Origin of the sequence: Arenicella chitinivorans (assembly GCF_014651515.1) — a bacterium.
In the GTDB taxonomy this organism is placed as follows: Bacteria; Pseudomonadota; Gammaproteobacteria; order Arenicellales; family Arenicellaceae; genus Arenicella; species Arenicella chitinivorans.
This window is the reverse complement of record NZ_BMXA01000003.1, coordinates 294,155-317,243: the sequence shown is the minus strand read 5'-3', so window position 1 is coordinate 317,243 and position 23,089 is coordinate 294,155. Positions and strand designations below refer to the sequence as shown.

The window sequence follows — 23,089 nt, the reverse complement described above, 5'->3', positions numbered from 1 at the left end:
TCGTTACTCCAGCACACGAATAGCAGTTAACACGCCATCCGCCAGATTCGAGCCAAGCCGATCATTCGGACGCAATTCCTTGCGCGCCTCATCATTCAAAATCGACAATGAACCTTGCGCCAGTAGCTGCGCCACATTTGGTTCACCTTGGCGCACGATCAATGCGTTTGACTTTGCAGCGACGTGCGCACGGTGCATCGGTATCGCACAACCAGCGGACAGGATATGCGTCACGTCGGTCGCCTCATGTGTCACGTCACGCGAGGGGGCCCTTGTATCTGCAGCCGAAGATGAGGTACCTGCATCTGCAACGCGGCATGGCAACTCGGCTAAATAACTAGGTTCATCATCGCGGGTCAGCGATTGCAGCGCTCGTGGTATGGCGGGTAGTTTTTTCACCACGCGCACGCCAGACTCTAGGAGCATCGTTGGCACAGCGTGCTCAAACATTCCATTTAAGTCCACGAACACCGACACCGCGTCCGCCTGACTTGCAACGGTAAGTACACGCTGCATGAACGGTGCCAACAAGGCATCCCATTCCTGAGCCTCAATGCTCGTTGCATGCAATTGCCCTTGGTGATCCAAAGCAACATTGGCTTTGCCAGCACCGCCGACCTGTATTGCGATGTCAGCAAGCTGATCAAATAACTGTTGTTCCGTCTGCGCATTATGTAGAGGGTCAAAACGATCGCTTTGGATAAAACGCGTCTGCAGCCCTTGTAACAAGGCCTCCTGAATCAGGTGCATGCCCACATCCGAGATCACATCCACCGACGTCAGCAGCAGATTCCCATCCACCGCTTGCAGGTGTGAAATAACGGTCTGATGCAGTTGAACATCTATGTGGCGATACATACCCGGTCCGTCGGTTTTCCCGCACAGCGCCAACACCGCTTTGTTCACCATGGCTTTAACACCAACCCCGCACGACTGAGCAATACCCAGCAATAACTGCAAATTAGTTTCGTGGTAATGCGACGGGACCACCAGCGTGACCTCGTCTAAGTCGTGGGCCTGATGCAAAGTCGTCAAATGCTTCCAGATCAAATCAGCTGTATGCCGCATACCAGCATCGTTGGCTGGAATCGCACTTTGATCGCATAATTGCCAATAACGATTATTAATCTCTTGTGGGGTCAATCGGCAGGCACGCACTGGCGACATATCATCCCGCTCATCAAACAATACCTGGTCTCCCTTAAGCCAAGCGTAGCCCTGACCAAGATCCACCACACGATCACTTTGCAGTTGTAAGCGGTTATCGTTGATATGAAATAGTTTTTGCATTTCGTTGTCTCTCGGGCCCTAGCTCTGCATATGTCGGATTAAATTGTCGTCACAGTAATCCTGTGTTTCCATCACCATCCGTTCTTGCATCAAGGTAATCTGATGAGTCAGAAACATGATTACAATACTGATCAACAACGCCACGAAGGTGGAGTTGAATGCCACACCCAGACTGGCGGTGACCGCCGCAATGTTGCCAGCTACCGCTTCGTGTGCGTTGCCCAGCGCCGTCCCAATCCCGCGTACCGTACCAATAAAGCCAATAGACGGTATCGCCCAAGTGATATAGCGCACCATTGATAACTCGGAATCCAATCGATCGGCTTCCGTATCACACAGGTCGCGCACCACGCTCGACACGTCCGCCACCGAGCCGGTGGAACCATAACGGTTCAATGCCGCTCGTAACGCACGCGGCAACAGAAACCCCCGCTCGGGCTGTGGTAAGGCTTCCAAAGGCCGCGCAAGTTTACGCGCATCCTCAGGCAAGACCCGTCGCCCTTCTTCGATTTTCACTAAAGACTGACTTAACAGTTTACGCTGGGCACCAACCGCCTGCGCCTTCAAGCCCATGATCGCCATCACCCAGAACATCAAAATAAAACAGGCTTCCTGTTCGTAGTCTTTAAGGACCACCCAGGCCGACCGTTCAATCGTCACGGTTTCGCCCGACTCCTGCTGTGCTGCAATCGCTTGACGTTCTGCCTCGAGCACGGCATCGGCGTTGGGACGTACCAAACCGACATACACCGTATGGACTACCAAAAACGACAACACGAGGGCTACCAACTGGTAAAAGAATTCAGACTTTTGAAATTTCATCATGGGCTAGTTTGTTATTGTTAGTCTCGTGTGATCTAAATGTCGACCGGAAACGGTGCCGGTAGATCATCGCTGATTTCTTCGGACGGCACGTAATTGTCGTCCCGCTTTTTGGCGGCTTCACGCGCTCGTGCTTCTTCTTGGCGCGCTAGTTCGCGCTCACGCTCCGCTGCATCACCGGCTGTGTCGGTTGCCGTGTCGGCTGACGAATCAGACGCTGGTAAGTCGGAATCATTGCTTGGTATTTGTGCCAAGGCGGTGGCACACCAAACCATAAGGAGGAAAAAGAGTGTGTGTTTAACCATGTTATTTTTGCTTATTCAATCCTGCATAACGCGCAACCCGAAAACCAACATCATGCTCTCCCTTTGCGCCGTAATCGCGATATGCCAAACGTAATTGAGGCAGATGCCCTTTGGCCCAGCTGGCACCACGAACAACATGAAACTCGCCAATTTCAGGCCCAAGCGGATCACGCAATACGCCTTTTCCCACGTCGGTATTACCCTTAGCGCTATACCAATCATTAACCCATTCGGATACATTCCCCGCCATGTCAAAAAGACCACGGTGATTCGGTGGGAAACGACCAACAGGACTGGGGCCACGAAAACCATCGTCATAATCCGATAAGGTGAACGCCAACAGCTCTGCCGCTTGCTCATCCGCGAAATTCCCTACCTTGCTAGCAGGCATTGTGCTGTTTCCCCAAGGGTACACCAACACGCTATCATCGATGTTGCGCGCTAGCCAAGCCCACTCTACCTCGGTCAGTAAACGGTAACCATTCGCGTCTTTATTCATCCCAGCGACGAACCCCGACTGGGTGGTATAAAACGGGTCTAAACCCTCGATCTGGCTCAACCAATTGCAGTACAGCGCCGCTTCCTGCCAGGAAATATTAACCGCCGGTGCACGATGGGCATCTAGGCTTTTTTGCTTGAAGTTTCCAGCATTGTGCGTTTTCTTGAACACTCTGAACTGTTTATTTGTGGTCTCGTGCTTAGCCACGAAAAAGGGTTTGGTCAACTCTGCGGTATAGACAACCTCATTGGCACGACGACCATTTTCTCTTCGAGAAGACCCCATTTGCACTTCGCCAAGATTGCGGAACAAGACCATTTCATGCCCCAGTTTATTCGTGTAACTGTTTGGAATTTGTGCCCAATAGTGCTGCTCTTCGGTCAACAGATTCACACTAACAATCTGTCTGTTTTGGCGTGTTGGTACAATCTCAATGGATTGAGTGACGTACCCAGGCTTTGTCACCTGCACGCGGTGTGGTAGAGAATTGAGTGAGATAGTTTGTGAGCCGCGACCACGAGGCTGACCATCAATAATCACTTGGGCATCATTCGGCTGAATACTGAATTGCACAGAAATCAGATCGGCCTGAAGCGAAAATTCTTTGGATTGACTCTCTGCTGGCGCCAGGTTCAATGTTTCATCTGCGAGTTTGTATCCGGCTTTATAGACTTGTACCCGATGCGCGTCGTTGGGTAGTAAATTTAGGGTCAATGGCGTGGTGCCTCGATACTCTTCATTGACGATGACAGCGGCGCCCGCGGGTTTGCTCTGTAACGCAAGCTCACCATCGGCTGGTTCCAGTGCCACGGTTGGGACAACCAGATCCTGCCGCGCGACGACATTCAAAGTGTCGCTGAATGGCTTGGATTTTGCAGCCCGAATTAGCAACTCACGAGATCCTTCTTCAAGTCTAACCGACATTGGTGTTTGCCCGACCACCTCGCCATCAATCACGATATCTGCGCCTGCTGGCTGACTACTGAACTGGTATTCGGCCCACGCGGGCTCGAGCTTGACAGACATTATTTGAGTTTCACCTTTACCTCGGATCAGCACGCGCTGTGTTTTGGCTCGATACAACGGCGCATCAACACGAATTTCATGAGTACCGGCAGGAATGTCACGAACCAGATCCGGCAATGTCGCTGCCAGCTCACCATCCAAAAACACATCGGCGCGAAGTGCGTCCGGCAAGTGGATTTCTAAATTCCCTGGCAAACGCTGAATGACTATATCCATCTGCTGGTGACGATCGCCCGCGACAGAAATTGACTGACTAAGAGGAACAAAGCCGTCAGCATCAATCCTAACCTCATAAGCACCTGGCAACACCAACACACGGTTACCCAAAGGCAATTTTAGCCAACTAGCAATATGCACATCCGCAGGTTGCCAAACCATGCGCTGTGGGTCTTTCAAGTCGGCACTGACAGCGCGAATCTCAATACTCTTCGCTAGGGTGATAAACGCGATAAATGCCAGAATGAAACCCGCTATTGCCAGCAAGGCGATGTGCGTAACGGTAATACGAAATCGCGGCTCGCGTGAAGCGGCACCGGGTGCTTGATACGCCGTTGGCGAGATTTTCAGTTTATTGAGATCCGGCTGCTTGGTCATCTAATCACCACTTGCCGTCGACAATGCACCAACCGGTTTGGTACACGCAATCGCAAACGTTTGAATATCATCATCGGTCGGTCGCAACTCAATCTCACGTCGCACATCCTGATACCCAAGGCGCACACCGGTCAGCTCATAGCGACCTGGCTTCAGAGCCAAATTTTTGCGTGCAAACGCGCCCAGTTCCAGGCTGCTCGCGCCCGTCTTAGTCAGCGTAACCCGAGTGGCTGAATCAGAGGTTAAGGCGACTTTGATCGTCACATCTACGGCCTGTATGGCCTTATCCAAACGCGCGATTTGCGCGCGCAACTGAGGCCCAGGATTCTTAACCGCACGCGCATCGGCAAGTATTGCTTGAGCGCGTTGCATCGGTGCGTCCCGGCTCAACGCCAGCGGGTCTTGCAATGCGGCATCGATACTGGCACTCAATTCAGCCCGCGCGCCGGCCCGGATCAAACCAAGTTTCGCTGCCACCTGGTTGGGGTCCCGCTGCAACACTGCTTGATAATTACTCACCGCATTCGACCACTGCTCACGACGTTCAAACTGCTTAGCTGCTTGCAACATGGACGCCAGCGACGAACGCGTGTCGGATGCCAGCGCCTGCTGATAGGCTGACTTTGCGACCGGGTCGTCAGGGCGAAGTTTCAGCGCTGCCGAAAAACCCGCCCGAGCACGAGAAAACTGATTCGCGAACAAGGCAGTGAAACCGTCGCCCATGGCGTCACGAAATTGCTTATCTCGAATCAATGCCTGTACCGCAGCCTGCCCTGATATCGCGCGCTGAAAACGCGCATCCAGCGCCAGCGCTTCGGCATAAAACTGTTCTGCCTGTTGTAAATCAACGATGGCATCCGTGGTTTTGAATCGTGTTTCATAGCGCTTGGCGCTCTGCACTTTCTCCACCACCTCGTTGAGTGTTGCGACGCGGTCTAAACCGGTCAGTGCTAAAATATTGTTGGCCTCCAACAACAATACGGACTGATAGAGTTGCCGCGCGAGATCCGCCTTACCTTCACGCACCGCAGCTTGGGCGGTGGCGAGTTTGCTGGCGATCACATCGGGGATCAAAGCACGTATGTTCTCTAACTCACTCAGTGAATTCCGGTACGCAGTGATTGCCGCTTGAAAGTTCTGCGCTTTGTAGTACTCGTCGCCAGTGGCGGCCATAGCCAGGGCGGTTTCAAACCGATCAGGAGCCCATTCGGTTACGGTTTGTGTTGTGAGTTCCTTCTGTAGCGCAAGTATGTCAGCCAAAATCTCCTGCGAGTCGGTTCGCGCTTGCGCGCGTTGTGCATCGTTCCAGGGTGCTTCAGTGTCAACTAAAGTTGTCGCAGGCTCCGCAGCCTCGCTCACGACACCCGACTTGAGCGGCGTCGTAACAGCCGGTGGCGGTGCGAGCACCACGAAACTAAACGCGGCGACGGCCAGCAGGCCAAATACCACTAGCATAAGATTGAACTCCGATTGCCACCATGCACGTTCGTGGTGTGACTCATCCGGGGTTGAACGAGTTGGCGGCACATCCGGCGCAGGCGCAGAAAATACCTGCGGCGATATTTTTTGCACCGCTCGGGATTCAGTGTGAGGCAGACCCTGGTCAGACATGAATCAGCGCAATGCCTCCGAGGTCGGGTCAGTTTCGCCCTGTTCCAACACAAACATTTGTTGCAAGATACGACGCCATTCAGTGAATTGGTCATCTACCGTGCCTGACAATGTAATACTCCGGTCCTGCAAATCCACCACACTGGGCTCTAGCTCCGAGGCCAGTGAAGTACCCAGCTCACGCAGTGCTTCTGCGTGCACTAGCGATTGTTCGCGTTTTTTAAAACTATTAATAAATATTTGAGCACCGGATAGTATCCCGATGTGTCCTGCGCCACGTGTGATTCCCCGATCGCCCTCCACTGCAGCGACCAGTCCGCCAGCCATCACTGCCAGACCAGCGATTTTTTCTTTGCGCGCCTGCTCCGCCAACTGGCGCGCGTACACGACTTCACGATAGCTGAACTTTCGCCACTCCTGATACGGCGCTTCCATCGTGCGATTAAATGCCCGGTAATAGTCTTGAATCACATCAATAAACAAATCATTTCGTGCACGAATGCGATCGACTCGCTGCATCATTGGGTCTGAATCCGCAGGTAGCCTCAACAGGCTCACGGTGCCGGACTCAGGATCTTCCTGCACATATTCCTCAAACGCATTCGGCACAAAATCACGCGCGAACAACACGCTCGAGACACTCCGAATATTACGCCGTGCAGTAAGACTCAAACTAGCCTGATACGCGTACAAATCATTTGCTATCTGATTAAACGTCGCCTGAAATGGATCGCCCGGAAGTTTTACCTCAGGGTGATACGCATACGCACTGGCACGTTGTTGATAGTTGCGCCTAAACCACTCCGCACCGGTACTGTCAGTGGCCCGAATTTGCAGTTCAATCTCCTCACCATTGGACTCGATTAACTCGCCTGTCACCGTGACGTCCATTGGCAAGCCCGCTTTCGGTAAAGCACGGATCAGACCCCAGGCATTACTCTGCTCCAAAGTCTGCTTGAGTTGGTTGGTGAACCACACTGATTCACTCTGCCGGACACTGGAGTACGCGAGTATGTCCTCGTCCAAATCCACAATACCCGGGTCAAACAGAACAATGCCGACGTCGAGCAGCGCTTGTTCATCAATAGTTTCTTCCTGTTGTTCCGTCAGTTTTTTAATTTTGACTTCTTTGGTTTCATGATACTCAAAGGTAGAGCACGCAGACAGCAGCCCTGTTAGGCAAAGCCAAGCAAGACCCCGCAACCCGACACGCATGCGCGTCCACGGCTCGTTAACAACGTGCTGTAGCATCAGACCCTCCACTATTGACGTTTGTAGTTGTAATACTCTTCCCACAGTTTCTTTTTCAACTCTGGATCGGTCTCCCGTTCGGCCGCTTCGCGAATTTGGCGCGCGACAATGTCGTCATTCCTACGGAGATCAGCTTGCTGATCTTCCGACGGTTCAGTGGGCTCCCCTTCAGCCGTGGCTTGTTCGCTACTGTTGGACTCACGTGCTTCGCCGACGTCAGACGACTCCCCACCAGCACTTTGCGAATCTGCGCCACTGGCTGACTCCTGCTGGCTGCTGGAGGCTGCACTCGGACTCGGTGCGCGCTGTTTTGATCGACCATCTTCCTGCTCATCGTACTCTTCGAACTCGCCGATGCCACCAAGCTGATCGTCGGTGTTCTCATTTGCGCGATCTTCGGCATATTCTTTCTCACGAGCGATTTCATCGTCAAATTCACCCATGGTCTCTTCCAACTCGCGCTCGAGTGCTTCTAACTCTTCGTCGGTTAAACCGCCCTGATCTTCAAAGGTTGGTTGTTGATATTCCGCGCCTTGACTGGGTTGTTCAGGTTCTTCAAAGCTTGGGGCATCCTGCGCTTCATCATCTTGCCCAGATCCTTCTTCATCATCTTCCCACTCAGGGGGCGTGCCGGACTCTGCGTCATTGTCTGCAGACTCTTCGGAATCGCTGTCTGACTCCGCGTCCGAGGCTTTATCAGCGTCACTCTGACTCTCTCCACTCTCACCAGATTCTGTACTGGGTTTGGACGGCGACGAAGGACTAGATGGTTTGCCACTGGGGCTCGGAGGCTGTGGTAAGGATGGCGGTGAAGGCAATCCGGCACCGCCACCAGAGGGAGGCATTGGCAACGGTAGCGACGGCCCACTAGGGCCACTGGGGCCGCCAACCGGCTGGACACAGGAGACCAGCATGATACTGACGGCTACAAACAACAGAAGACGCACGCTGCGTCGACAGGCAGAGACAAGTTGTTTTTTCTTCACACGTCCTCCAAATCAGTTACAGGGTTAACCTTGATTGACCTCGTCTCGCGGCACTTTGACCTTTACCTCATAAGACACTTGCTCAACTGGCATCATTTTGCCGCGCTCAATGGCGGGCCGAAATACCATGCGTCGTGCCGTTCGCTTAGCGCGACTGATTAGTTTGGGTGACGTGCTTGCATCGGTGTCATCGGTAAAATTCTCCACTTTTCCGTACTTATCTAGCGCAAAGGTCAGAGGCACCAGCACGGTCGCTAACTTGCCTTCCACATCTTCGCGCTGCATGGCATAAAAGAAATCTGGGAGTGCCGTCGGCTGCTGAAATTTTTCCAGTAGCGCGTGTCCCGCGGGTAGTGCCTGCGCTGACTCCCAAGCTTTCTCATAGTACTGAGATGCGGTGGTTCGATAGTTAAATAGCAAATTCAGATCGCCTAGACTAATGAATGCCTTAACGGTGTGTTCAAGTTCATTCTCTTCCAAAGATTTTGTAAGATACGAAAACAGTTGCTGTTCCGCGCGACCGTAGGCGTTACCAATTGGCTTAAAATCAGGCAGGTCTGAGACGCCACGTCGCAGCAACTCGTTGGCGCGACGGTCATTACTCGGATACCAAGTCCGCTCAACATCCTTCTTAAATTTACTTTTGATTAAGTGCACCAGTGCTAATTCGCCATACGGCATGTAAAGTTGGTTCAACGGTCGATCTCCATAACGCTTTACAGCGTGGGTCAGAAAACGCTGCGCCTGCTCGAGCTGATGCAATGCAGTGGCACTTTTAATTGGTCGATACAGATACCGATCCAGGTAACTGTTTCCGAGCCGGACCAAAAATGGAAATGAAAAATCATCCAAGTCACGGCGGTCCATTGCATTGTTTTCGAGCCACAGGATACGTTCGACTAATTCTTGCGAGACCTCGAGGTTTTCCTGTGCGATAGCCAGTTCAAACATGCTCGCCAGGACTGGCCGTTGTTCGATACTGTTAACACCATTATTTATTTTCGTAATGTGCAACGCATTCGCAAGCATTTTACGCGCTTCCTGCAAGCGGCCCGCGCGTACCAACGCCTGACCGTAAGTCAGATAAGCTTCCCCAAGATTGGCACTGAATGCGTCCTCGGTTTCCTGAAGTTCAACAATGCGTGCAAAAATTGTTTCTAAACTGATCCTTAGCTCTGGCTCGAGGTCCAGTATCGGCCGCACGGGGAATTCTTGTTTTGCCTGCGGTTCGCTTTCACTCTCTGCTATGGCCTTAAACTCCTCCTCGTCAGTATCCTCCCAGACTGACATTTGCTCTTGCGTTATTTGATCGTCGGACTTTGCGATTGGGGCGGATTCATTAACTGGTGCTTCGGCACGCTGCTCTGGCGCTTGCTGGCTTTGATTCGATTGTTCTTGAGGGACGTCAATCTGCCAGCCAGCAGTCTGTGCTGGCGGTTGCGCTAACACGTCGGCGCTGCAGACGCTCAGAAAACTGAGCAGCAATAGGTTAACGCGGCACTTGGCATATGCCAGTTGCACCACCGAGAACGGCTGATTAGCGATTCGACGAAATCTATGAGTCATGGGTATGCGCGATCTACGAGTTACTAGCTCCTGAATATTTAACTGACCGGAGAAGAAGCCACTTCCAAGCTTACTTTTAGTTAATGTTTGGCTGCAATCGGCACGTTGCAACGAGTAGACGTTTGGCACAGCAGGCTGTGCGTACTTAAATCTACCCTAGCGGTGGTGAGGCTGGTGTCGCTGCTTCCCTATCAGCGTACATCCGAAACCGCTTCGATTTCAATAGATTCTTGGTTCAACTTCCAGTTGAACATCGTAAATACGCACTATGTCCTGCTGGATCGCAGCTGCAAGCGCCATCACATCGGCACCGGACCGGTTTGACGGATTGATGACCACCAATGCTTGTTGCCGATGAACACGCACACCTGAGATTTCCTTATTCTTCCATCCAGCTTGATCAATAAGCCAACCGGCAGCCAGCTTGTATCCATCGTCTGTAGCAAAACCGATAAGGTCCGGGAATTGTGATTTTAGCCGCTGGTGGTGTTCTGTTGTCACTACTGGGTTTTTAAAAAAACTGCCTGCGTTTGGTATCGCAGCCGGATCCGGCAACTTCTGCGTGCGAATTCGACACACCGCGTCAAACACGGACTCTAAACTTGGCTGCTTGCCGGCTTGGTCTGCCAACGCGGGATAGTCCAAATTAAGCGCTGCGCGTTTATTCAGGCGAATCTGCACGGCGGTTATCACCGTGGCATCACATAGGGCGTTTTTGAAAACGCTATCACGATAAGCGAACTGGCATGCATCGTTTGACAGGGTCTGGATTGCCAATGTAGTCCGATCCACATATTCTACGGCCGTAATAACGTCTTTAACTTCCACGCCGTAGGCACCAATATTCTGAATCGGTGCCGCACCAACAAGACCCGGAATTAGCGCAAGATTTTCTACACCGTACCAGTGTTTAGTGACCGCGAACGACACAAACTGATGCCAGTTCTCCCCAGCAGCAACGCGCAACTCGACATACGAATCGGTCTCCTGAATTACATCGACACCACGTAATTGGTTGTGGATTACCAATCCGTCAAAGTCTCGAGTCAACACCGTATTGCTGCCTTGACCCAGCACCAAGACGGCTAGGTTGGCCTCATGCGCAAACTGCAACGCTTGCGTGAGCAGCGTCGTTGAATTTACCACGGTGAGATAGCGAGCGCGTGCTGGCACGCCCAAGGTGTTGTAGTGACGAAGATCGGCGTCTGCCTGAAGGCCAAGCTCGGCAGGGAATTGCATTAGCAGCTCGCAGTGGCGGCCGCCGAAAGCGCCTCTGACTCAGCGACCATCGACGACCAATAAGTCAAATTAATTCTCGCTCTGTGCGCTTTGCGCCGACGCACTCAGTCGAATGTGCAAGTCGCGTAACTGAGTCTTGTCTACGCCGCTTGGCGCATCGGTCAACAGACAGGATGCCTTTTGCGTTTTCGGGAACGCAATCACATCACGAATCGACTCCACGCCAGACATCATCGCAACAATTCGATCCACTCCAAAGGCAATCCCGCCATGCGGAGGGGCACCATAACGTAACGCATCCAACAGAAAGCCGAATTTTTCCTCTGCTTCGGCATCGTCAATACCCAGCGCTGTGAATGCTCGTTTCTGAACCTCTGACTGATGAATTCGAATCGAGCCACCGCCGATTTCAGTGCCATTGAGGACCATATCGTATGCCCGAGATAACACTGAACCTGGGTCTGAGGACAGCGTGTCGATCTGATCAGTTTTCGGTGCGGTGAACGGGTGATGCAGTGAGGTCCAGTTACCACTCTGGGTGTCCTTTTCAAACATCGGGAAGTCCACAACCCACATCGGCGCCCATGCCCCTTTAATTAACTTCAGATCTTCACCAAGTTTGTTGCGCAAAGCGGCCAGTGAATCGTTCACGATTTTCGCTGAATCGGAACCGAAGAACACCAGGTCACCGTCTTCAGCACCAACACGGCGCATCATGCTCTCAAGTGCGTCATCTGACAAATTCTTGACGATGGGAGATTGTAGGCCATCACGCCCGGCGGCCAGATCGTTTACTTTGATGTAGGCTAGGCCTTTGGCACCGTAGTTCGCGATATAGTCGGCGTAGTTATCAATTTCTTTGCGGCTAAGACGCGATGCGCCTTTGGGCACGCGCAGTGCCGCAACTCGGCCTTCTTGCGAGTTAGCCGGTCCTGAGAAAACCTTGAACTCTTCATTTTTAACTAGGTCAGTGACCGATACCAACTGCAACGGATTACGCAGGTCCGGACGGTCGATACCATATTGTTCAACGGCCTGCGCGTACGTCATACGCGGGAATTGAGCAGGTAAATCGACATCCAACGCCTGTTTGAACAAATCGCGAATCATGGTTTCCATCATGGCCATGATCTCTTCTTCATTCATGAACGAAGTTTCGATATCCAGCTGGGTGAACTCAGGTTGACGATCAGCGCGAAGATCTTCGTCGCGAAAACAGCGAGCAATTTGGTAATAACGTTCAAACCCTGCCACCATTAACAGCTGCTTGAACAATTGTGGTGACTGCGGTAACGCAAAAAACTCACCAGCGTGTACACGACTTGGTACCAGGTAGTCGCGAGCCCCTTCCGGTGTGGACTTGGTCAGAATCGGCGTTTCAATATCGACAAAATGCTCCGCTTCCAAGAAATCCCGGAAGAATTTCGTCACCTGACTACGTAAGCGGAAAATCCGTTGCATATTTTCACGGCGCAGATCCAAGTATCGATACTTCAGACGCACCGCTTCACTAACGTCTTCTTCATCCAGTTGGAATGGGATCGGTTCTGAGCGATTTAATACTTCGATTTCAGTGGCATACACCTCTACCATACCCGTCGGCATATCGCTATTGGTTGTTCCTTCAGGTCGGGCACGCACCTTAGCGGTGATGCGTAGGACGTGCTCATTGCGCACGGTATCAGCAATTTCGAACGCTTCTTTCGCATCCGGGTCAACCACCACCTGCAACAGACCCGATGCATCACGCAGGTCAATAAAAATAACCCCACCATGGTCACGGCGACGCTGCGCCCAACCAGAAACGGTGATGATATTGTCAATCAGGGATTCATTTATTTGGCCACATCGGTGACTACGAAGTGCTTTCATGCTTCTCTCGTTCTTTTTTTGCTGCCAGCTTGGCGGATTTACGTTCTAGTTCAGCGGCCAATTTTTTTGCTTCGACCGGATCATCCAGCGGGTTGACGACACCCGCCGACAAAATCATCTTAAGCCCGACTTCAACCGGCACACTCAATCGACGTACTTCCGATGGCGGTACCATGATATAAAAGCCCGACGTTGGGTTTGGCGTTGTTGGTACATAAATATTAATCAAGTCCTGACCAACAACCTGCTGAAATTTTTTCGGAGTATCACCAGTGACAAAAGCCAACATCCATAAACCACGCCGCGGATACTCGACCAGCACAACCTCACGAAATGACTGACTGGCATCCGAGAACAGGCTAGCGGTGACCTGTTTGACCGCACCATACACGGTCCTGACCAAAGGAATTCTCGATAACAACGATTCCCAAGCGGATACCAGTTTACGGCCAAAGAAATTGGCCACGATCAGCCCAGTCAACAGCACTAGCACCAGCGTCAAAATCACACCGAGACCGGGAATTTGAAATCCGATCAGATTCTCTGGGCGTAAAGACGGTGGTAACAACAGCAAGCTTCGGTCGATCAACCGGATTGAAAACGACAGCACTACATACGTGGCAACCAATGGCAACCAAACCAGAAGACCCGCTATAAAGTAACGCCGAATTCGCTGCATACTAAGCTGACTCTCCGCCGACAGCCTGACTGCTACTCGACTCAGAGCCCTGCTTAGAAGTGGGCTCCGTCTTCGCAGATTGACCTGCTACTTTAGGCTTACCGCTGTTTTTAAAATCAGTTTCATACCAGCCGGTGCCCTTCAATTTGAATGCAGCGGCGGTAACTTGCTTGGTTAACGCAGGGGCGTCACATGCCGGACAATCCGTCAGTTTAGGATCACTCATTTTTTGCAGTGCTTCCAGACTGTGACCACATTCGGCACACCGATATTGATAGATTGGCATAAGGCTCGTACTCGTAACTCTTAAAATGGATTAAGGTAAATCAACCTCACTTAAAACCAGGCGGCGCGCATTATACCGCTAACTTCCGGCGATCGTCATACTTTCAATAACGATAGAGCCACATTCGGTGTTTCCACGGCGGTCGTAGTCAGCACCGGCAGCAACAATCTGTTGATACATCTGCAACAGATTACCGGCGATGGTGATTTCTTCGACCGGATACTGTATCACGCCGTTTTCCACCCAGAAGCCCGCAGCACCACGCGAATAATCGCCCGTCACCATGTTGATACCTGAACCAATTAGCTCGGTCACCAACAGACCCGTCCCCAGTTCACCGAGCAGCTGTTCGAAACTGTGCCCGGTATTACTGATTTTCAGATTTCGTACACCACCGGCGTTTGCGGTGGATGCCATGCCCAGCTTACGCGCCGTGTATGACCCAAGCACATACCCTTGCAACACACCTTGATCAACCAACACCCGCTTTTCCGGCGTGGCAACGCCTTCACTATCATGATAGGCGCTGCCCGCCGCACCAAGCTCGTGCGGATGCTCGGCAACATGAATAAAGTCCGGCAGAATCTGTTGCTCAACACGGTCCAGCATAAAGCTGGCTTTTTTATAGATAGCGCCACCCTTGAGTGCACTGATTAGGTGACTAAATAGGCTCTTAGCCGTCATCGGATCAAACATAACGGGCGCCTGACGCGAGTCTATTTGACGCGCCCCTAAGCGTGAGACAGTACGTCTGGCAGCGGTACGACCAATTTCATCGGCGGCCTGCAACAAGCTCGGGTTGCGATTACTGTCATACCAATAATCGCGCTGCATAGCAGACTCGCGCTGACCGATTACTGAGCACGAAATACTATGCTGACTACCGGCCGTATTACTGATAAACCCATGTGAGTTAGCATACACCGTATTACCTGAATACGAGTTCACTGTGGCCCCTTCACTATTGGTGATCGCAGCATCAGCAGCGAGCGCCGCAGCCTCACACTTGAGGGCGATGTCTGTCATCTTCGCCACATCTAACTGCCACGGGTGATACAGATCGAGATCGATTGCATGGGTTGCCATCCGATCAGCATCCGCCAAGCCCAAGCACGGATCAGACCCAGTAAATCGTGCTATCGACACAGCCGCGTCGACCGCGGCCTGAATTCCGGCCTCACTCAGATCAGCACTGCTCGCCGACCCTGTCTTATGATCACGGTACACACTCACAACAATTTGCGCATCATTGTGCTTCTCAACCGTTTCCAGATCTTGTTGACGTGTGGTCACCGACACACCAGTACCGTGATGCAAAGATACTTCTGACTCATCCACGCCGCATTTGGCAGCATAATCTAGTGCGATCTGCGCCGCGCGCACCAAATCAATGCCCGCTGCTTCTGATGCCTTATTAGCAGTCATTTGCGCACTCATAGCTGTACACCTCCAACAGTTAAAGCATCCATCTTCAGGGTCGGCTGCCCAACACCAACGGGAACGCTCTGACCATCTTTACCACACACGCCCACGCCGGAGTCCAAACTCATATCATTGCCCACCATACTAATGGTTTGCATCGCTTCCGGCCCATTGCCGATAAGCGTAGCCCCCTTTACAGGCGCGGTAATTTTACCGTCTTCGATCAAGTACGCCTCACTGGATGAGAACACGAACTTGCCGGATGTAATGTCGACCTGACCGCCACCAAAGTTCACTGCGTATAAGCCCTTCTTGACACTGCGAATTATCTCCTCTGGGTCGTGCTCGCCGTTGTGCATGTAGGTATTGGTCATGCGCGGCATTGGCAAGTGCGCGAAACTCTCGCGACGACCATTGCCTGTAACGCTCATGCCCATCAATCGTGCATTGTGTTCATCTTGCATATAGCCTTTGAGAATGCCTTTTTCAATCAGCACTGTGTTCTGGGTTTCGTTACCCTCATCATCGACACTCAGCGAACCCCGGCGCTCAGCAATGGTGCCATCATCGACCACCGTACAGAGCTCGCTTGCGACACGCTGCCCAATTCGACCGGAGAACGCGGATGTGCCTTTGCGGTTAAAGTCACCTTCCAATCCGTGACCAACCGCCTCATGCAACAGAATGCCAGGCCAGCCAGGCCCCAACACCACGGGCATCGTGCCAGCCGGTGAATCGATCGCTTCGAGACTCACCAGTGCTTGTCGCACTGCTTCATGCGCGTAGTGCTCAATGGTTGAATGATCAAAATAATCAAACCCAAAACGACCGCCACCCCCCATGGACCCACGTTCTCGCTTACCATCTTGTTCAACAATCACCGACACATTTAAGCGAATAAGCGGTCTAACATCCGGCACCTGACGTCCGTCACTGGTGACAATCAATACCACTTCGTAAACCCCAGCCAAGCTCGCCATGACTTCGACTACGCGTGGATCATGGCCGCGGGCTGCTCGGTCGGCTGCCTCAAGAATAGCGACCTTTTCTGCATCGCCTAAACCAGCGATTGGATCCTGCTGCGGATACAATGCACGCGGCGTACGCGGCCGCCAAGCCCGAGGTGCTTGTGTACCACCGCCTTGACGACCAATGGCTTGCACCACATCGGCGGCCGCCAAAATCGCAGGCGCATGCAGATCCTCACTGTAGGCGAATGCGGTTTTTTCACCACACACGGTGCGCAAACCAACACCTTGATCGATGGTAAAGCTGCCAGTCTTAACCACGCCTTCATCCAGCGACCAGCTCTCTTGTTTTGCGTATTGAAAATACATATCGGCGAAATCACACCCGCCCACACCAGTTAACTTCTGCATCACCGCATCCAGGTCGGACGCGGACAAGCCGGTGGGCTCAAGCAATGTTGCCTGAGCAGTTCCAAAATGATCTTGTTTCATACTCGTTTATTTGATTAGAGCCGGCGGTGTTGTTGCACCGGGAAGCTTGCTTTGAGTGATTCTATCTTTGTGAGGTCAAGTGTGGCAGAAACCAAGCCCTGGCCAGTATTTTGTTGCACAATCACCTCGCCCCACGGGTCGACGATCATACTGTGGCCCCAGGTTTGACGGCCATTAGCGTGTATTCCGTGTTGCGCTGCTGCCAATACATACACCTGATTTTCGATCGCACGAGCGCGCAGCAAGGTAGCCCAATGAGCCTGGCCTGTCTCGTATGTGAACGCCGCTGGCACGCACAGGATCTGTGCGCCACGCTGCACCAGTGCACGGTACATCTCTGGGAAGCGCAGATCATAGCAAATGCTCAAGCCGAGCTGCACCGATAAATCACCGATTGTGAGCGCTTTGGGGCTCGCTTGCGCCTGAGTCAGTGGCCCCGCCTGATAAGTTTCCGACTCACGATAGCGATGTTGTCTGCTATCGCCGGTATCAACATCAAACAGGTGTAACTTGTCATAGGTATGACAGAGTCGCCCTTGTTGGTCAAACAGAAGACTCCGCGCGAAGGGCTTTGGGTTGGGCTCGACCAGCACTGCCAGCGCCCCGAGCACAATAGCCGTGCCGGTATCAGCCGCCAATCGACTCAAGGCTCTCTGGACTTCACCACCGGTCGCAGGCTCAACATATTGGTGATCGCGGGTCGCAGGCATTTGCACTGCGTTCTCTGGCAATAGAAGCAGATCCAGGTCAGGCTCGGCGCGCAGGCTGGCGGTGATGAATGCAAGGTTCTCAGCCACATCCGGACCGGAGTTCATCTGCAAACAGCCCGCCTTGATTGAGGTCGAACTCACGACTCCGGCTCGGGTTCGGGTGTCCTAGCCAAAGACTCGCTGGGTTGCCGACCTGAAGCATCCGTTGTTGGTGGGGTTGGTGAATCCACATCGGAAACGGGTGCAGAATCCGGCGTCACTGGCCCATCTTTGATTTCAACCATCTCAAAATCCTGCCAAGTACCCAGTGCGCGGTAACTTTTAAAACTGGATTCTCGCATTTCGTCTTTAAAAATACGCTGCGTTAAAAACACCACGGCACCGGCCGTCGGGTTAGCCAACGCACTTAACAACGTAAGATTACCGCCCAACTCGGGCGATAAATGAACTTCCATATCGATGAGCTCTTCATCTAGGTCGAGTTTGCCTTCCATACTCACAAACACAGCTGGGGAAAAAATATAAGCCTCACGGAAAATCGCTTCACCTTCAGCCAACAAACCGTTGTAACGCATGCGGTCAAACTTCAAACCTGACGCGAACACATCGCGAAAATCAAAAATGAGCCGGCGAGCGATGGCATTGAAATTCAACAACCCTAGCAACTTACCGGACCCCGGCTCGACTTGGATTAGTTCTCCGTCGCGCACGGACAAATCAAACTCACCGTTGAGTCGTGCGTAATCGAATTCATGTGGCGCACCAATCCAATTGATATTTCCTTTCAGTGTGCCGGTGCCGCGTTTAATCACGCCATCAAAATCCATGTCGGTAAGCGCGCCTTCAGCCTCTTCAATCGACGTATTAAAATCGAATGAAGTGACTGATCCGTCGGCGGCATTATTGCGCCAACCACCGCGCGCTTCGGTTCGAATCCCATTTTGCGTGACAACAAACTCCTCTGTCAGCCATTGATCGTCTTTCGGACGCCCGCGAAATCGTAAGGAACCCAGATTCTTACCAGTCACCTTCAGCGCATCTACATTCAGCGTAATACTCGGATAGGCACTTGGTTGTAATGTGTAGTCTATGGCCGTCGCCGGTGTGTCATCCTCGGGTGCATCCACGAGATGGAACTCAGACAGGTCGAACTCATACTGTCCGATCCGGTCGCGCGGCCGCATCGTCATGGTGCCTCGAATGTTGTCTCCATCTAGGGTTCCAACCCATTTAAATCCATCCACCGATGCCGCAGAGACAGCCAGGTTGCCGAATTCGCGCCCCAGCAATACCGGGTTGGCAGAGCGAATCTCAATCGAGCGCATAGCATCAAGGAAGTCAGTATTGTTACTTTCTTGCTTTGGCGTGTGGCTGGCCAGATCAATCACTGCGGTCAACCAGTCATCAAGGTTAACGCCATCATCGTCGATAACAAAGTTGATACCGGGCTTGAGTTGCCGAGCAGGGCCAGTGCCGATGCTAATAAGAGACCGGTCAAACAACGAGGATCCAGTCCCGCTGCTGGCAATGGGTTTTGCACCCTGCATCCGCACAGCGACATCATCATTGTAGTTAAGTGCTAAGTTTGGCAACACATCATCATCACCGATGGTCATCGACAGCGCCAGGTTGGCAACTTCATCGGCGGCCTTCGCCAGTGGTGCCGGCGCAGACACTGCCACACCCAAGAGTTCAGACTGACCATTAATTTGCAAACTCGGGCCATCGATCAACAGATCTCCCTGCCAGTCCGCCACACCATCCAGCCAGGTAAGGATATGTTCACCAACCCAAGGTTCGAGGGAGGTCACGTCGGCCTCGCCACGCGCTATCAACTTCATCACCGGCGGCTGAGCCTCACGGACGGTTACCAAACGACCATAGGTATCTCCCCCCAGAAACCGAGCACGTACATTCTCCGAAGTTACACTGCGTTCAGTGAACGACACTGCCCCATTCACTTTCGTCAGCGGCACGCCTTCGGGTAACACGCCGCTACCATTACGGACCACGGCTGTTCCACGAACGGAAGTGCTATCCATATCATCAAGCGGAATTTCAACCGCAACATCGATATCCACAGTGCCACCAGTCACCTCCACCGGCAGGGTATCGGGACGACTCTCGGGACTAATCAATGGCCCCTTGAACAGAAAGTCCATGCCTTTACGCAATGAGGTCTGAGTTTTGCCGTGAACCAGTAATGCACGAGTCGGCTCGAACAAGCGTGCAATCTGTAATTGACCATCGGTCACGGCCTCGCCATTGAGCTGAAGCGCATCGGGCACGATGGTCAGCAGCTGATTGCGAATTGTCGCTTTACCACGCCCTTGTTTAGCGGCTGGCCAATCACGCTGGAAACCATAATCGACTTCCGCATTATCAAAGTCAGCAGATGCTTCAAACTGCGCCTTGCCAACGATCAAGGCATTGCGGGTCAACTCTCCTCGGTAGCTAGCGCGACCATTAAAAATCTCACCACGCACGAATGCAGACTCTGACCATTCTCGAAATTTGTCTACACGTGAATCGTTTGGCAGGTAATCCACGAACCGACTCAAATCATTAAACGCGAACTCCGCATTAGCGTTCACCATCAACGGACGTTCGCTTAGACTGTCTGGCGTGTTCACAATCAGACCATCTTCAAAACTCAGTTCACGCACCGACTCGACTTTGAACAATTGACCAAAACTGGTCACCGTTTCAATGCCTCGCTCTAGGCGGCAGGTGGCATTTAAGTCTGAAATAGAAGCAACACCATCGGTCAACTGACCTTCGATCAGCCCAATGGTTACCGTATCGTCGTCATTGATTCGCCAGGTGAACTCACCAGACGCGGTTTCGATCGGCACCACACGGTTGTAAATTTTAGGCCATTCAAAGCGCGCATCCTCCGCGGTAAATTCGAACACACCACCGTCGGCAGAGGCATTGAGCTCTCCACGCAAATTGTTCATGCCGGGAATCGGGTCGATTGCATTGAAACCAACCCCGGATGCGGCGGCCGACAGCGTCCAATTCTCCATCGCCAGCAGTGGGCCAGAAAAAGTAAATTCCACGTCATGGAGCACACCATTCAGATCAGCATCAAAGATCCAACGTGCGTCACGACGTAGGCCCAACAACCTAAGAAACTCTCGAACACGGACTACTTCTAACTCTTTCAATAGCAGCCGACCCTGACCATCTTCCACCGTCAACGATAAATCCTGAGACCGAACGATGCGGGTTTGTTGATCACCTAAGACCTCAAGCGAAGCATCCCACAAGTCGTCGGCCAAGAGGTCACCCTGACTGGTTGCCTTGAAAGCTAAGGGGCCTCGGTCACTGGTCAGCGTTGCGGAAATCGTCCGTAATTGCTGTTCGCGCTGATAGACAAATGAAATATCACGATAGCGCTTTAGTTCACCACTAGCTCGGACCCAGACGATCTCACCACTGTGCCAAGCCGCTGCAGGCTGGTCCAACATCCACCGCAGCAAACGCTCTGGCGTGGCCCGTCCACTATTCTGTTTAGACAGCAACACACCTGCGATCTGAATTTGACCGTCTTCGTGAGTCACAACCTCAAGCACCGGTTTCTCCAATGCAAACTCATCAAATTTTGGCCAGAATCGAAGCAATGATAAAGGCTGAACCGAGGCGGACAATGACTCAAATGCCAGAGCCGGTTGAGCCTCAGTATCGCCTGCCACCAGCAGTCCTTGAATCTGAATATGTGGCGACATGCCTTGCCACTGAGTGCGCACCGATCTAATACTCACCGGCCGGTCGAACATCGAACTCAATTGCGATTGGAGTGCATCTTTATGTGTTTCAGCAAAACTGAAATACACCGCCAGACTGCCCCAGAAACACAGATACATGACGGCCATCAGCAATACAAGATTGCGTACCAGTTTCAGGCTGCGCCAACGCTTGTTTGCTGCTTGCTCGGTCATGCCAGTGCGATATCGTATTCCTGTTGATTGCACAGAGGGTCGGCGCGCAAACTGATGGGGCGATCAATGAACTCTTGCAAATCGGCCAAACTGCTCGCTTCCTCGTCCAGCAAAAGATCGATTACCGATGGTGCCGCCACAATAGTGTAGGACTGCGCCTTATATTGGCGATCCTCGCGCAAAATTTCACGCAGAATCTCATAACACACTGTTTGCACTGTTTTTACCGTCCCTCGACCCTGACAGGTTGGGCAAGCCTCACAGAGAATTTGCTCTAGACTTTCACGCGTGCGCTTTCGGGTTATTTCGACCAAGCCCAAAGGTGAGATATCAGTAATTTTGATTTTCACTCGGTCTTTTGCAAAGGCTGACTCCAGCGCTGCCAGTACTTGCTTCTTATGGTTCTGGCTCTGCATATCGATAAAATCGACAATAATAATCCCACCCAAATTACGCAGGCGCATTTGGTGTGCGATCTCAGTAGCGGCTTCAAGGTTGGTCTTAAACAGTGTTTCTTCTTGATTATGACGACCAACATATGAGCCGGTATTCACATCAATCGTCGTCATCGCCTCGGTTTGATCAACAATGAGATCCCCACCCGATTTAAGCATGACTTTGCGGTGCATTGCTTTCTCGATCTCGGCTTCAATAGAATACAGGCCGAATAAGGGCTGCTCACCAGGATAATACTCCAGCTTGTCGACCAACTCCGGCATAAAATCACGCGCGAAATCACGTGCTTTCTCGTAACTCTCACGAGAATCAATGCGAATTTTCTCTAGGCTATCATGCACCAAATCACGCATGGTACGGATCGACAATGGCACATCCGCGTGGATCAGCGTGGCTGGCGCAGCGTCTTGCATTCGGCCGCTTACATGCAGCCAGAGCCGTCGCTGAAACAGCATATCATTTGCGATATCTTCTTCGGTAACAGACTCGGCCAGAGTGCGGATAATAAACCCACCAGTCAGCTCATGTTGCTCTATCTGACGCTGTACGATTTCGTGCAATCGCTCACGCTCCTCGACGCTGTCAATCTTCTGCGAGATGCCAATCTCAGCGCCGTTCGGTAAATACACCAGGTTTCGTGATGGCATGCTCAGTTCAGTGGTCAGTCGCGCACCTTTACTGCCAATAGGGTCTTTTAATACCTGCACATAAACATGCTTGCCCTCATGCACCAATTCCTGAATCGGTGGAACTTCCCGCGCGGGCTGTCCGCTGAAGACCGGATCACTGCGAGCGATATCGGCGGCGTGCAAAAAACCGTTCTTCTCCAGACCAATGTCCACAAAGGCGGCTTGCATACCCGGTAATACTCGAACGACTCTTCCTTTATAAATACTACCGACCAGTCCACGCGACAAGGTGCGTTCGATGTGCAGTTCCTGCAAAACCCCGTTTTCCACCACCGCAACCCGTGTCTCTTGCGGCGTAACATTGATCAGTATTTCTTCTTTGCTCGCCACTGGAACTCAACACCTACTCAGTCTGCGGCTTTTCGATTGGACGCACATGCAC

17 protein-coding genes are annotated in these 23,089 nt (G+C 52.2%); all 17 read right to left on the bottom strand.

What is annotated here, in order from left to right; genetic code table 11:
* Positions 1-3 precede the first annotated feature (3 nt).
* A complete protein-coding gene (locus IE055_RS11165; protein WP_189400910.1) occupies positions 4-1,290 on the bottom strand; it encodes a hypothetical protein in 1,287 nt (428 codons plus the stop codon).
* An 18-nt stretch (positions 1,291-1,308) separates the two neighbouring features.
* Positions 1,309-2,115: a MotA/TolQ/ExbB proton channel family protein gene (locus IE055_RS11160; protein WP_229794255.1), complete on the bottom strand. Its 807-nt coding sequence runs from the start codon at positions 2,113-2,115 to the stop codon at positions 1,309-1,311.
* Positions 2,116-2,147: 32 nt separating this feature from the next.
* Positions 2,148-2,417, bottom strand: coding sequence for a hypothetical protein (locus tag IE055_RS11155; RefSeq protein ID WP_189400907.1), 270 nt, complete (start codon positions 2,415-2,417; stop codon positions 2,148-2,150).
* A 1-nt stretch (position 2,418) separates the two neighbouring features.
* Positions 2,419-4,536, bottom strand: coding sequence for a PEGA domain-containing protein (locus tag IE055_RS11150; protein WP_189400904.1), 2,118 nt, complete (start codon positions 4,534-4,536; stop codon positions 2,419-2,421).
* Positions 4,537-6,108 carry a tetratricopeptide repeat protein gene (locus tag IE055_RS11145; protein WP_229794254.1) on the bottom strand — a complete coding sequence of 524 codons (1,572 nt, stop codon included), beginning with the start codon at positions 6,106-6,108 and terminating at the stop codon, positions 4,537-4,539.
* A gap of 42 nt (positions 6,109-6,150) precedes the next feature.
* The gene (locus tag IE055_RS11140) at positions 6,151-7,398 is read right to left on the bottom strand and encodes a hypothetical protein (protein WP_189400898.1); all 1,248 of its coding nucleotides are present in this window, start codon (positions 7,396-7,398) and stop codon (positions 6,151-6,153) included.
* A gap of 11 nt (positions 7,399-7,409) precedes the next feature.
* A complete protein-coding gene (locus IE055_RS11135) occupies positions 7,410-8,384 on the bottom strand; it encodes a hypothetical protein (RefSeq protein WP_189400895.1) in 975 nt (324 codons plus the stop codon).
* Positions 8,385-8,408: 24 nt separating this feature from the next.
* Entirely contained in the window at positions 8,409-9,950 is a 1,542-nt protein-coding gene (locus IE055_RS11130; RefSeq protein WP_189400892.1) for an energy transducer TonB, read from the bottom strand.
* Positions 9,951-10,169: 219 nt separating this feature from the next.
* The gene (gene murB, locus IE055_RS11125; RefSeq protein ID WP_189400890.1) at positions 10,170-11,189 is read right to left on the bottom strand and encodes a UDP-N-acetylmuramate dehydrogenase; all 1,020 of its coding nucleotides are present in this window, start codon (positions 11,187-11,189) and stop codon (positions 10,170-10,172) included.
* A 69-nt stretch (positions 11,190-11,258) separates the two neighbouring features.
* Positions 11,259-13,061 (bottom strand): aspartate--tRNA ligase, encoded by a 1,803-nt coding sequence (gene aspS, locus IE055_RS11120; RefSeq protein WP_189400887.1) that lies wholly within the window; start codon positions 13,059-13,061, stop codon positions 11,259-11,261.
* Entirely contained in the window at positions 13,045-13,740 is a 696-nt protein-coding gene (locus IE055_RS11115) for a DUF502 domain-containing protein (protein ID WP_189400884.1), read from the bottom strand. Before IE055_RS11115 ends, aspS begins: the two co-directional genes overlap by 17 nt.
* 1 nt (position 13,741) lies before the next feature.
* Positions 13,742-14,026 carry an FmdB family zinc ribbon protein gene (locus IE055_RS11110; RefSeq protein ID WP_189400881.1) on the bottom strand — a complete coding sequence of 95 codons (285 nt, stop codon included), beginning with the start codon at positions 14,024-14,026 and terminating at the stop codon, positions 13,742-13,744.
* Between the two features lie 78 nt (positions 14,027-14,104).
* Positions 14,105-15,451, bottom strand: a complete 1,347-nt coding sequence (gene pmbA / locus IE055_RS11105; RefSeq protein ID WP_189400878.1) for a metalloprotease PmbA — start codon at positions 15,449-15,451, stop codon at positions 14,105-14,107.
* A gap of 8 nt (positions 15,452-15,459) precedes the next feature.
* Positions 15,460-16,908 (bottom strand): metalloprotease TldD, encoded by a 1,449-nt coding sequence (gene tldD / locus IE055_RS11100; protein ID WP_189400874.1) that lies wholly within the window; start codon positions 16,906-16,908, stop codon positions 15,460-15,462.
* Positions 16,909-16,922: 14 nt separating this feature from the next.
* Entirely contained in the window at positions 16,923-17,759 is an 837-nt protein-coding gene (locus tag IE055_RS11095; RefSeq protein ID WP_229794253.1) for a carbon-nitrogen hydrolase family protein, read from the bottom strand.
* The gene (locus IE055_RS11090) at positions 17,756-21,562 is read right to left on the bottom strand and encodes a YhdP family phospholipid transporter (protein ID WP_189400871.1); all 3,807 of its coding nucleotides are present in this window, start codon (positions 21,560-21,562) and stop codon (positions 17,756-17,758) included. Before IE055_RS11090 ends, IE055_RS11095 begins: the two co-directional genes overlap by 4 nt.
* Entirely contained in the window at positions 21,559-23,037 is a 1,479-nt protein-coding gene (rng, locus tag IE055_RS11085; protein ID WP_189400868.1) for a ribonuclease G, read from the bottom strand. Before rng ends, IE055_RS11090 begins: the two co-directional genes overlap by 4 nt.
* Between the last annotated feature and the right edge of the window lie 52 nt (positions 23,038-23,089).

Coding starts and splice junctions, on each gene's coding strand:
- IE055_RS11140 (WP_189400898.1), bottom strand. CDS start 7,398: ATGCTACAGCACGTTGTTAACGAGCCGTGGACGCGCATGCGTGTCGGG.
- pmbA (WP_189400878.1), bottom strand. CDS start 15,451: ATGACTGCTAATAAGGCATCAGAAGCAGCGGGCATTGATTTGGTGCGC.
- IE055_RS11150 (WP_189400904.1), bottom strand. CDS start 4,536: ATGACCAAGCAGCCGGATCTCAATAAACTGAAAATCTCGCCAACGGCG.
- IE055_RS11115 (WP_189400884.1), bottom strand. CDS start 13,740: ATGCAGCGAATTCGGCGTTACTTTATAGCGGGTCTTCTGGTTTGGTTG.
- IE055_RS11165 (WP_189400910.1), bottom strand. CDS start 1,290: ATGCAAAAACTATTTCATATCAACGATAACCGCTTACAACTGCAAAGT.
- murB (WP_189400890.1), bottom strand. CDS start 11,189: ATGCAATTCCCTGCCGAGCTTGGCCTTCAGGCAGACGCCGATCTTCGT.
- aspS (WP_189400887.1), bottom strand. CDS start 13,061: ATGAAAGCACTTCGTAGTCACCGATGTGGCCAAATAAATGAATCCCTG.
- IE055_RS11155 (WP_189400907.1), bottom strand. CDS start 2,417: ATGGTTAAACACACACTCTTTTTCCTCCTTATGGTTTGGTGTGCCACC.
- IE055_RS11090 (WP_189400871.1), bottom strand. CDS start 21,562: ATGACCGAGCAAGCAGCAAACAAGCGTTGGCGCAGCCTGAAACTGGTA.
- IE055_RS11160 (WP_229794255.1), bottom strand. CDS start 2,115: ATGATGAAATTTCAAAAGTCTGAATTCTTTTACCAGTTGGTAGCCCTC.
- IE055_RS11110 (WP_189400881.1), bottom strand. CDS start 14,026: ATGCCAATCTATCAATATCGGTGTGCCGAATGTGGTCACAGTCTGGAA.
- tldD (WP_189400874.1), bottom strand. CDS start 16,908: ATGAAACAAGATCATTTTGGAACTGCTCAGGCAACATTGCTTGAGCCC.
- IE055_RS11130 (WP_189400892.1), bottom strand. CDS start 9,950: ATGACTCATAGATTTCGTCGAATCGCTAATCAGCCGTTCTCGGTGGTG.